Origin of the sequence: Sphingopyxis sp. EG6, assembly GCF_003609815.1 — a bacterium.
Lineage (GTDB): Bacteria > Pseudomonadota > Alphaproteobacteria > Sphingomonadales > Sphingomonadaceae > Sphingopyxis.
In genome coordinates this window covers 3629143-3640615 of sequence record NZ_AP017603.1, presented here as the reverse complement: position 1 = coordinate 3640615, position 11473 = coordinate 3629143, and the positions used below count along the sequence as shown (strand labels likewise).

Sequence of the window (11473 nt, the reverse complement as noted above, 5' to 3'; positions counted from 1 at the left end):
GGTAGGCGCATAAGGTCTCCGTCGATTGCGAAGACGATGCTGAGCGTTGGAGACTATGTCCGATAGATGATATCAGGACATAATGAATTCACTATCCGACAAGAATGCTCCTTCGGTCTCGATCGAGGTGGAACGAGCCACATTCCATGCACGAAGCATCGGGGAGTGGCACCGGCACCCAGTAGTCCAACTGATATACCCGAGCAGGGGGGTCATGATATTGCACACCCGTGAGGGACAATGGGTCGTTCCGCCCCAGCAGGGCGTTTGGCTGCCCGCGGACCATGAGCATCGCGTCGAGACCTCGGGCGGTTTCGAGATGTACAGCATATATTGTTTCGGCAGCATTCTACGGAGGCTGCCGAAAGAAGCCGGGCTAACTTCCGTGAGCCCCTTGATGCGCGAGATCATTTTTGCGGCCGCAGGCACGGGCGCAGGGGCGCGTCAGCGGCATCTGGCCTTCCTCTTCGCCGACGAGATGGCGTTGAAAATATCGCCTGCCCTGACGATCCCGTCGGTCACAGCGCCCCGTATCGCGCAAATCGCCGCGGCACTCGATCGCAATCCCGGCGACCGGAGGAGCCTCGAAGCCTGGTCGGAGCAACTCCATATCTCGAGCCGAAGCCTTGCGCGGCTGTTCCAACGCGATACCGGAACAGGCTTTACCGCGTTTCGGAACCAGATTCGGCTCAAGGCCGCGCTCTTGCGGCTGGCGCAGGGCGAGGCGGTCACATCGATCGCGCTCGAACTCGGTTTTGGGACGGCGAGTAACTTTATCCGCTCGTTTCGCGAACTGACCGGTGTAACGCCGGCACGCTACTTTCCCGATCGCAAGCGGAATCGAGACAATTAGTCTCCCGCTCTCACCGAGAGTGGCTTGGCGCGCAAGTTTTTGCGCAATCGGCGCGTGACATTCTGTTTTACCTAGCTGGGAGTCGGCGAAGTTGTATAGACGACTTATGAACCCTTCGCTCACTCGAAAATCCCCCGCTTCAGAATCTCGGCCCCGCGAGGCAACCCGGCCGCCCGAAGAGACGGGAGGCGAGGTGATGCCCCGGTACGTCGCCATCAAGCAAAGCATTTGCGATGCAGTGCGGGACGGCCGCCTCAACCCAGGAGACCGGGTGCCGTCGGAAGCGGGGCTGGTTCAGCAGTTCGACGTTTCGCGGATGACCGCGAACCGCGCTCTACGCGAGTTGCAGGCGGCGGGCGTCGTCGTGCGGCGCGCCGGCAGCGGATCGTTCATCGCAGAGCCAAAGCCGATCGGCCAGATGATTGAAATCCGCAACATCGCCGAGGAAATCCGGGAGCGCGGTCATGCGTACCGCGCCCGCGTGATCCAGAACCGCGAAGAGCGCGCCAATGTAGAGACGGCGCCGCTGCTCGAGGTGTCCGTGGGCACGAAATTGTTCCATTCGATCATCGTCCATCACGAAGCCGAATTTCCGATACAGATAGAAGAGAGGTTCGTTCTCGCGTCGATCGCCCCCGACTATGGCACGCTCGACTTCACGCGGATGACACCAAATGAATATCTGACGCGCATTGCACCGCTCGAACGGGTCGAGCATCGCGTTTGCTCGACGATGCCCGACGAGCGGATGCGCGGCATGCTGGGATTGTCCGACGGCGAACCGGTGCTCCAGATGACGCGCCGGACTTGGAGCCGCTCGCGCCTTGTGTCGCATGCCTGGCTGACACACCCCGGAACACGCTTCGAGCTGTCAGCCGCCTTTTCGATCGACGATTGAGGCCGGTCAGCCGGTGCGGGTGACCACGACCGGCTTGCGGCGCCGGCGCAGCCAACGGAAGTCGGCTTTGCTGAAGCTTTTGAACAGCAGGTAGAAGCCGGTTCCCGACAGCCATAGTACACCGAAGGCGACGAAGATGATCAGCGGGTGGTTGAAGCTCGACCGGTTGATATAGTCCATATTGTGGAGCATCCAGAAGAAGTCCCATGTGCGCCAGGTATCGCCGCGCATCACGAGAAAGCGGGCGGTATCGAGCGAGACATAGGCGCTGCTGTTCTCGTCGTCCGCGAAATCGACGCGCCACATCGCCCCCTCATGATCGCGCGATTCGAGGTTCGGCTTGGCGATTACGCTCACCTCTCGGATCGGCGCCTCGTTCATCATGGAGGCGACTTCGCGCGCCATGGCCTCGTCGACCCGGATGTGCTCGCCGCTTGTCGCGTCGACGAGACGGACGCCTTTTGCGGAGCGCACTTCATAGACCGGCCGGGTTCCGAGATCGCGAAGGATCACGCCCGTGACAGGTTCGCCGCGCGGCAGGGCCGCCACGTCGAAATATTCCCCCGGTGGCAGTGGATGCGCATGCGACATCCCGCCGCCGTGCCCGCCGACCTTATCCTTGTCGAGCAGCGCCATCACCGATCCGCTGAGCGCCCAGAGCAGGAACTGGAGACCCAGGATCAGCCCGACCCATTTGTGGATGCGCCGGAAGAAGAGCGGCGTCAGTCGGATGCGTTTCATGCCTGCTTCCTCTTGCGGCGTTTGAAGGACCAGATCAGCAACCACGCCCCGCTGATCGCCATCGCGAAGACGCTCCAGGTCGCGACGCGGAGCAACGGGTTGTTGACGTCGGTCCGCTCATCATAGTCCATGATGTGGAGCATCCACGCGAAGTCGAACACGCGCCACAATGCGTGCCGGCGCGAGATAAGCTCACCGGTCGTCGGCGACAGATAGAGCGTCGGGCGGTTCCAGCCCTCGAACTCGACCTGCCAATAGGGCGGCTTGCGCGACTGCATTTCCTGTGGCGCTTCGGTCAACAGCCGCACCGACACGATCTTGCCGTCGCCGGTGTAGATGCGCCGCGCCTGCTCGCGGACCTGGGACTCGGTAAGCGCAGGCAGCGGCGCACCCGAGCGGGCATCGAACAGCCGCGCCCCTTCGGGAGTTTCAGCGCGCCAGACGGGGCGATCGAAGAACCGCTGCAAGCGAACCTCGGACGCACCGGGCGCGGCCGCAACGATCCGCGACGGCGGCGCGAGGCCCGCGAGGTCGAAGGGCTGAACCATCGGCGCGCGCACGAGATGGTCGCCATGGATGGTGTCGATATGCACGACCACCATGTAGAAGCCGGTCAGCGTCCAGAGCAGCGCCTGGACGCCGACCACCAAGGCCAGCCATTTATGCGTTCGCCGGACGAGCAGCGGCCAACGGATCGCCATATCGATTACCCTCAGAACGCGGTGCGGAAGCCGACGTAGAAACGCCGTCCGAGCAGGTCATAGGTCATCGTGTCGGTGTTCGCATCGGTGAAGCTCTGGATATAGGGCGCCTTGCGATCGAAAAGATTGTCGACACCGACCTGGAACCGGGTCTTCTCGTCGATTTCGAAAGCGACCTGGAGATTGTGGTAGAAGACATTCGGCGTGCTGTAGCCGATGTCGCCGGGGGCCGCATTGAAGTCGGTCGCCTTGCCGATCCACTGGGTCGACCAGGTCGCGCTGACCCCGTCCTTTTCAGCGGTCAGCACGCCATAGCCGCGCCATTTCGGATAGCCGCCATTGCCGCCGCCGATAAAGCCGTCGAAGTCGATCGGCGCGCCGCCGGGGAAAGGCAGGACCACATATTTGTTGAGATAGGTCACGTTGACGTCGAGCGAGACGTTCACGCTGCCGATGTCATTGTTGTAAACGAGACCCAGATCGAGGCCGTTCATTTCTTCGCGGCCCGTGTTGATCGGTTGCGCGGAGAGGAAGGTAACCTCGCCGGTCAACGGGCTGCGGGTAAAATCTTCGCAGAAGGGATGCGAAAGATTCTGGCTCGCATAACAAATGCTGAGCTTTGTCGAGCCCGGAATAGCACGGATCGCATCCTTGATCTTGATGTCGAACCAGTCGGCAGTGAGCGAGAGTCCCGGAACCAGTCCCTTCGGTGAAATCACCGTCCCGACGGTCCAGGTCGTCGAGCTTTCGGGTTTCAGATTCTCGTTGCCGCCGACCGTTGTCAGGATCGTTGTACCGAGCTGAACATAATTGGCCGGCACGCCCGACGCCTGACAATTGGCGATCAGTGTCGCATTGCCGCTGGTCGAATAGCGCGAGCAGGGGTCGGTGGTCGTCAGATTGCCCTCGGAGACGCCGCCGAACAATTCGGGGACGTTCGGAATGCGAAAGCCGGTGCCGTAGGTGCCGCGCAGGCGGAAGCTGTCATTGATGACCCAGTCGACGCTCCCCTTGTAGTTCCAGTCGCTGCCGAACAGGTCGTAGTTCGAGTAGCGAACCGCGCCGTCGAGGGTAAGCGACTGGAAGAAGGGTGTGTCGGCCAGAACGGGCACCGACAGTTCGAGATAGGCTTCCTTCGCCGTGCTCGTTCCGGAGATCGGATCCTGCTGGTTGGTGTTGGCAATACCGAGCACCGTCAGCGGATCGGGATCGCGCCAACCCTTTTCCTTGCGATAGACGACACCCGCCGCGAAGGAGACGGGGCCTGCGGGCAGCTTGAAGAGATCGCCGTTGATATCGGCGGTGACCGTCGCAAGCTCGTTGCCGCCGCGGTCGCGCGACGTGAACAGGATATAGTCGAGAACCTCCGGGGTCAGGTCGCCGAACCCGAGATAGTCGGCGCAGGGGATCGTGGCACCGGCAGCAAGACTGCACTTGGTCGTATCGAGGGAATTCGCCACTCGCTCGAGATTGGCGATGTTGGTCGAACCATCGACCGCGGTGTTGCGGCCGAAGGCGCCCGCGATTTCCCATCCCCAATCGTTAGAGAGCTTGCCGCGGAGGCCAAACGTACCCTGCCAGGTATCGGTTTCCTGGAAGAATTGGCGCGGGCCGGGCTCGGCGAGGCGGCGCTGGATGAGGACGATATTCTGCCCCGTCGGATTGGTGGGATTGCTCGCCGCGATCGAGAGGTTGCGCAGCGTTCCGGGCGTCGCGATCTGATTCGACTTGCGGAAGGTGTAAAGGAATTCGCCGAACGCCTCGATATTGTCAGTGATGTCATAGTCGGCGAAAAACGCCGTGCTCACGCGCTCGACCGGGCTCACCGCGTTGAGGAACGGGTTCGAGTTGAAGTTGTGCTTGGCAGCGCTGTACGGCTCGAAGAAGTTGCCGTTACCGCCCAGCACCTGATTGAAGTTGATCTGCTGGCCGTTCGGCAGCACCGCGCGGCCGCCGATCGTCGAGGCGCTGTTCACGCAGCTCAGCATGCCGGGCGTGGTTTCGGCAAGCGAGCAAGGCGCGCGCGTTGCCATATTGACCGCGCTCGTCTTCTGATAGGTGACCGCCGCCATGAAACCGCCGCGATCGTTGCGGACGCCCCACAGGAGGTCGGCGGTGAAGTCCGAGCCATCGCCCTTTTCGGTGATGCCTTGGCGCACGCTGAGGCCGAGGCCTTCATAGTCAGTGCGGGTCACGAGGTTGACCACGCCCGCCATCGCGTCGGCGCCATAGATCGCCGAGGCGCCGTCCTTGAGCACATCGGTGCGCGCGAGCGCCGCGACCGGGATCATGTTAAGATCGGGCGAGGAGTTCGCGCCGGTGCCGCCCGCGACGAGGCGGCGGCCGTTGAGCAGAACAAGCGTGCGCTTGATGCCGAGACCGCGCAGGTTCACCTGCGCCGTGCCATATCCATTGTTCGCCCAATAGGCGGAGGTCTGGTTGCCTGCGAAGCCGGCGTTGGCGGGAAGGCGCTGCAGCACCGTCTCGATATTGACGACGCCGGTGTTCTCGATCTGCTCGGCCGACACGACGGTCGCGGGGCCGACGCCCGCGAGATCCTGGCGACGAATGCGCGAGCCGGTCACGACGATGTCCGATCCGTTCGGAGCATCCTCCGCGGCGGGTGACTGCGTCGCAGCATCGCTCTGCGCGAGCGCTGGCGTTGCAAAGGTCGCGACCGCTGCGGCGCTGGCGAGCAAAATTGTCCTGGTCATCATAGCGAAACCCCCTGATGGTTGGCTGATTCCCCTCAGAGAGCATCAAATGTATATACAGGTCAATAGGAATTTATTGAATCATATCAATTGGTTATGAAGTAAATTCCGGGCGCACGATACCTACTAGATACGCACCCCAAAGCTCTACCCCTCATCAATTTTGAAATTTTTTCCGGCCTGAGCCTTTTCGCGCAAGGAGCCGGCGGGCCCCTCCCTCGGCTTGCTTATGAAATGACATGATTAAGTGGGTCGGCACAGCTTGGGGGCGCGACCGACTTGAGCCGCTCAATGCGAAAGTATCTGTTCGAGAAAGGTCCGTGCGCGTTCGCTTTTCGGCGCGGCGAAAAAATCTGCCGGCCTTGCGTCTTCGATGATCTGGCCCTGATCCATGAAAAGCATGCGATCGGCCGCCTCGCGCGCGAATCCCATTTCGTGCGTCACGCACACCATCGTCCGTCCTTCGCCGGCAAGGGACGTCATCACATCGAGTACCTCCTTGATCATCTCGGGATCGAGCGCCGATGTCGGCTCGTCGAAGAGAAGAATCCGGGGCTCCATCGCCAGAGCGCGGGCTATCGCGGCCCGCTGTTGCTGCCCTCCCGAGAGCTGCCCCGGATATTTGCCCGCCTGGTCGCCAATCCTCACCTTGTCCAAATAGGATATGGCGCGCGCCTCCGCCTCCGGAAGAGACAAGCCGCCGAGCAGGACGGGCGCGAGGGTGCAATTCTCCAGCACCGTCTTGTGCGGGAACAGATTGAACTGCTGAAAAACCATGCCAATGGCGCGGAGCGCCGCAACGGCCTCTCGCGACGCGTCGGTTATCCTGGTTCCCTCGATCAGGACGGCACCGGAGTCGGGCACCTCGAGCCTGTTCATGCAGCGAATGAGCGTCGATTTGCCGGAGCCTGAAGGGCCGCAAATCACGATCCGCTCGCGCGGGGCGATTTCGAGGTCGATCGAGCGGAGGGCATGATAGGCGCCATAATATTTGTCGACCTGCCGCAAGCTGACGGCCGCGTGGCCCGAGGCATCGGTCATGACGCCTGCCCCCGGCCGCGTATCGCCCGTACCCGCGCGAAGGCTGCGGCGAGGTCGGCGATCAGATCCTGCGGCGCTTCGAGGCCGGCGTGAATACGGATCAGCGCCCCATCTGCCTCGCCATTGGGAAAATCGCGGATCGGAGCGGGCCACGCCGGAACCGCGAGGCTTTCGAAGCCGCCCCAACTCGAACCGAGCTGGAACAGCGAGAATTCGTTGAAAAAGGCGCTGGTTTCCGGAGGGGTAAGACCATCGAGCTGAACACCGAACAATCCGGACGCTCCGGTGAAATCCCGCTTCCAGATCGCATGGCCGGGATCGGAAGGATGGGCCGGATAGCGGACCGCGACCACTTCGGGTTGCTGGGCGAACCATTCGATCAGCGTCGCCGCGGTACGCTGGTGGCGTTCAAGGCGGGCATCGAGCGTCCTGATGCCCCGGTGGACGAGATAGCAATTGTCGGGACTCGCGCAGTTGCCCCAGCGCGCCGCCGCATCCTTGAGCTGGCGGTAGACGGCATCGCTGGCGGCGGTCATCGTGCCGAGCAGACAGTCGGAGTGCCCCGAGAGATATTTGGTTGCCGAAGCAAGCGAGATGTCGACCCCATGGGCCAACGGTTTGAAGAAAAGCGGCGTCGCCCAGGTGTTGTCGAGAGCGGTCAATATGCCCCGGCTGCGTGCAACCGCCGTGATCGCGGGGACGTCGATCATATCGAATGTCTGCGAGCCCGGGGTCTCCATGTAGATGAGCCGGGTGTTGCTGCGGCACAGCCCGGCAATCTCCGCTCCGATATCGGGCCGGAAATATTCCACCTCGACCCCGAAGCGCGCGAGAACGTCGGTCAGAAACTTGCGGGTCGGCCCATAGACGCAATCCGCAACGAGCAGATGATCGCCCCCGGCCACGAAAGCCGTGAGGGCTAGCGCGATCGCGCTGGTTCCAGACGAGGTGATGACGGTGGCGCAGCCGCCTTCGAGTTCGCTGACGGCCTCGGCGAGCGCAAAGGTCGTTCGCGTTCCGTACAGGCCATAGATGACCTCATCGTAGAGACCCTGGTGCCGGTCCATATAGGCCTCGACGCTGCCGTAGATAATGGTGGAGGCTCGATCGACGGGCGGATTGATGAGGCCCCGCTGATCGCGCGGGCGGGGACCGCCGTGAACGGCACGCGTCGGGTCCTGCCAGGCGTGCCCTTTCGGGCTTGCCGGCTCCCCGGGCCATTTTCTGTCGTGATTATCCTGCATAGTTTAGTTTCCGTTCGATCTTCATGCTGAGCCGGGACAGGGAGAAACAGAGGAGGAAAAAGATTGTCCCGGTAAAAAGATAGGCTTCGGCGAAATAGGGTCGCCATTGCGCCTCGACGTAGGAGAGGCGGGTCGTCTGCAACAAATCGAAGACGCCGACGATGAGGACGAGCGTCGTGTTCTTGACCTCGCTGATCGAAGTGTTGACCAGCCCCGGCACGCTGACTTTCAGCGCCTGCGGCAACAGGATATGGCGCCGCGCCTGCCATTTGGTGAGGCCAAGAGCATGCGCGGCCTCGGCTTGCCCGACGGGAACCGCCAGCAGGCCGCCCCGGATGACCTCGGCCATATAGGCGGCAGTGAAGAATATGAGCGCGAGCTGGACGCGCGGCAGGCTGTCGATCGAGAGATAGGAGGGCACGAACAGCGGGAACAGGACCGCAGCGAGGAAGAGCACTCCGATCAGCGGCGTTCCGCGAACCAGCTCGATGAAGGCGACGCTCGGCCAGCGAATGCCGCGCCGCGCCGACCTGCGGCCGAACGCGAGGAGTATAGCCAATGGAAAAGCGCCGACCACCGCAAGGCTCGCGAGCAGCAATGTGACCGGCAGGCCGCTCCACTTCTCCATCGGGACATAGGAAAGGCCCGCGAATCCTCCTCGTAGCAGAAGTACCGCCACGGCGATTGCGCCGAGCCAGACAAGCCCGAGGCGGCTGCGCCAGAATCGCGGGACGAAGGAGAAGGCAAGGCATGAAAGCAGCGCGGCCGCCGCTGCTGCGGACCGCCACTGCTCGGCTTCGGGATAGGTGCCAAACAATATCAGCCGCGCATTTTCGCGGAGGAATGGCCAGCAAGCACCGCTGGCCAAACGGCAATCGGCCGCGCCCCCGGCGAAGGTCGCGTCGAACAGCAGCCACGAGAGCCCCTTGCCGGCGAAAGCCGCGGTCATGGCGAGGATCGCGATGGTGAGTATCGACTGGCGTCCTCCTCTGAACAGATTGCGCCGTATCCACGACGGCCAGGCGGTCGCCGAGCGCAGCGGAAAGGGTTCGAGGGGCGCCGACTGGATGCTCCGGCCGGGCTGCCCGGCGACGCTCCAGCCCAACTGGCGGGCATAGAGGCCGGTGACGAACGACAAGGATAGCGAAAGCAGCAGGAAGGTCGCGACGATCAGGCCGACGCCCTCGATCGCCTGCCCTGTCTGACTGATGACGGTATCGACCACCGAGACAAATTCGGGATATCCGATCGCGACCCCCAGGGAGCTGTTCTTGATCGTGTTGAGATGCCAGCTCGTCATCGGCGGTATGGCGATGCGCAGCGCTTGCGGCATCACGATCCGTCCCATTGTTTGCGCGGGCGACAGGCCGAGCGCTTTGGCGGCCTCGCTCTGCCCTGCGGGAACGGCGAGGATCGCGCCGCGGAATATCTCGGCCAGATAGGCCGAGGCATAGACCGAAAGGCTGGCGACCAGCGTCAGAAACTCCGTGGAGAGCGACAATCCGCCGACGGTTCCGAAGCGCCCCGCCCGCGGCAGATCGATCCCGCCCCACAGCAAGAGCGGCACCAGGGAGATGCCGGCGAAGGCCAGCGCAGTGCGCGTGCGAACGGCTCCTCGCCGCACGGCACCCAGCAGGATCGCACAGGCGACGATCGCGATGAGAAAGACCGGCCGTCCCGGATCGGCCAAGGAGAGCGCGGGGAGGTGCAATCCCCGATTATCGAGGTCGAACGGTCCGACGGCGCCCGGGCCGGGTCCGGGCAGACCGAACAGCAGCGCGGCGTACCAGACGAACATCTGGAGCAGCAGCGGAATATTGCGAACCAGCTCGATATAAAGGCCGGAGAGCCTCGCAAGCAGCCAGTTGGACGACAGGCGCGCCATGCAGACCGCGAGGCCGAGCAAGGTCGAGAAGATGATGCCGAGCGCCGATATCAGGAGCGTGTTGAGAAGACCCACCGCCAGCGCCGCGGCATAGGAATCGCCCGGCGCGTAAGCAATCAGCGTTTCGCCAATCGCGAAACCCGCCCGGTCGAACAGGAAACCGAACCCCGTCCGGATGTTTCGGTCCGCGAGATTGTCCGCCAATGTCGCAAACAGGCCGTAGGCGACCACAAGCCCGCCCGCGATCAGCAGCCAGGGTAACGCAGCGATGGCAAGCCGCCTGTGTTTATGAGTCATCGCATCGGCAACGGGTAGATCAGCCCGCCGTCCCGATAGAGCTTATTCTGTCCGCGTTCGACGCCGAGCGGCGTAATGTGCCGGTCGAAGATTTCGCCATAATTGCCGGTCGCCTCGATTGCCCGGTACGCCCAGTCATCGTCAAGGCCGAGCGACTTGCCGAATCCGGGCAAGCCGCCGAGCATCTTGCGCACTTCAGGGTCGCGCGAGGCCATCCGCATGCGCGCGGCATTCGCGCGGGTGACCCCCATTTCCTCGGCAGCGAAGAGCGCGTTCAGCACCCATTTGTTGATCTCGTACCATTGCTCGTCGTCGCTGCGCACGACTGGGCCGACCGGTTCTTTGGTGAGCCGCTCGGGCAGCACCACATAATCGTCGGGATGCGCGGTGTCGGCCAGGCGGATCACCGTCAGCGTGAAGGCATCGGTGGTCATTGCGTCGCACCGCCCGGCAAAGAAGGCGAGCTTGGCTTCCTCGGGATTCTCGAACACGACGGACTGGAAACGCAGCCCCTTGCGCTCGAAATATTCGGCGGTGTTGAGTTCGGAGGTCGTCCCCTTGGTGATGCAGATCGATGCGCCATCGAGATCCGTCGGAAGCCGCACACCCGATCGCCGGGGCACCAGGAAGCTCTGCCCGTCATAATACATGGTGCCGACGAAATTCACCCCGAGGTCGGTGTCGCGCGTCAGCGTCCATGTCGTCGTCCGCGACAGGACGTCGGCCTCGCCCGTCTGCACGATCGTGAAGCGCTTGTTCGAGGCGACCGGCATGAACCGGACCTTGCGGGCATCGCCGAGGACCGCAGCGGCGAGCGCCCGGCAGTAATCGACGAAGAAGCCCTGCCAGCGTCCGCGTTTGTCGAGATAGGACATGCCGAGCTGCCCCGTATGAATTGCGCAATTGAGCGTTCCGCGCGCGCGAATCCGCGCAAGCGTCGATCCCTTCGCCGCGGCGATTTCATGCCCACCGGTGCCGGCGGGCTCGCGGCCGCAGCCGCCGAGTAACAGGGCGCCTGCGGCGAGCAGCGCCGGTAACCAGCGGCGCGATGCGTGCGACCTATTCATAAACGAGGCTTTCAATGCTAGCGCCATAAGAA

Annotated in this window: 9 protein-coding genes; 2 read left to right on the top strand and 7 right to left on the bottom strand. The window is 62.9% G+C overall.

Annotated features, from left to right (window positions below):
• The first annotated feature begins 82 nt into the window (after positions 1 to 82).
• Together SPYCW_RS17595 and hutC are read left to right on the top strand one after the other, a co-directional pair.
• Entirely contained in the window at positions 83 to 853 is a 771-nt protein-coding gene (locus tag SPYCW_RS17595) for an AraC family transcriptional regulator (protein ID WP_081932949.1), read from the top strand.
• Between the two features lie 196 nt (positions 854 to 1049).
• The gene (gene hutC / locus SPYCW_RS17590; protein WP_120217859.1) at positions 1050 to 1751 is read left to right on the top strand and encodes a histidine utilization repressor; all 702 of its coding nucleotides are present in this window, start codon (positions 1050 to 1052) and stop codon (positions 1749 to 1751) included.
• A gap of 6 nt (positions 1752 to 1757) precedes the next feature.
• On the opposite strand, the gene SPYCW_RS17585 is transcribed toward hutC, so the two are convergent.
• The 7 genes from SPYCW_RS17585 to SPYCW_RS17555 form a co-directional block, all read right to left on the bottom strand.
• On the bottom strand, positions 1758 to 2492 hold the full coding sequence (locus tag SPYCW_RS17585; RefSeq protein WP_037553306.1) for a PepSY domain-containing protein: 735 nt from the start codon (positions 2490 to 2492) through the stop codon (positions 1758 to 1760).
• Entirely contained in the window at positions 2489 to 3193 is a 705-nt protein-coding gene (locus SPYCW_RS17580; RefSeq protein ID WP_011542692.1) for a PepSY domain-containing protein, read from the bottom strand. Before SPYCW_RS17580 ends, SPYCW_RS17585 begins: the two co-directional genes overlap by 4 nt.
• 11 nt (positions 3194 to 3204) lie before the next feature.
• Positions 3205 to 5910, bottom strand: coding sequence for a TonB-dependent receptor domain-containing protein (locus SPYCW_RS17575; RefSeq protein WP_037553305.1), 2706 nt, complete (start codon positions 5908 to 5910; stop codon positions 3205 to 3207).
• A gap of 285 nt (positions 5911 to 6195) precedes the next feature.
• A complete protein-coding gene (locus tag SPYCW_RS17570; protein ID WP_037553304.1) occupies positions 6196 to 6948 on the bottom strand; it encodes an amino acid ABC transporter ATP-binding protein in 753 nt (250 codons plus the stop codon).
• Positions 6945 to 8192 carry a cystathionine beta-lyase gene (gene metC / locus SPYCW_RS17565; RefSeq protein ID WP_037553302.1) on the bottom strand — a complete coding sequence of 416 codons (1248 nt, stop codon included), beginning with the start codon at positions 8190 to 8192 and terminating at the stop codon, positions 6945 to 6947. Before metC ends, SPYCW_RS17570 begins: the two co-directional genes overlap by 4 nt.
• Positions 8182 to 10374: an ABC transporter permease subunit gene (locus SPYCW_RS17560; protein WP_223181174.1), complete on the bottom strand. Its 2193-nt coding sequence runs from the start codon at positions 10372 to 10374 to the stop codon at positions 8182 to 8184. Before SPYCW_RS17560 ends, metC begins: the two co-directional genes overlap by 11 nt.
• Positions 10371 to 11441: an amino acid ABC transporter substrate-binding protein gene (locus tag SPYCW_RS17555; protein WP_003046368.1), complete on the bottom strand. Its 1071-nt coding sequence runs from the start codon at positions 11439 to 11441 to the stop codon at positions 10371 to 10373. Before SPYCW_RS17555 ends, SPYCW_RS17560 begins: the two co-directional genes overlap by 4 nt.
• Positions 11442 to 11473 lie beyond the last annotated feature (32 nt).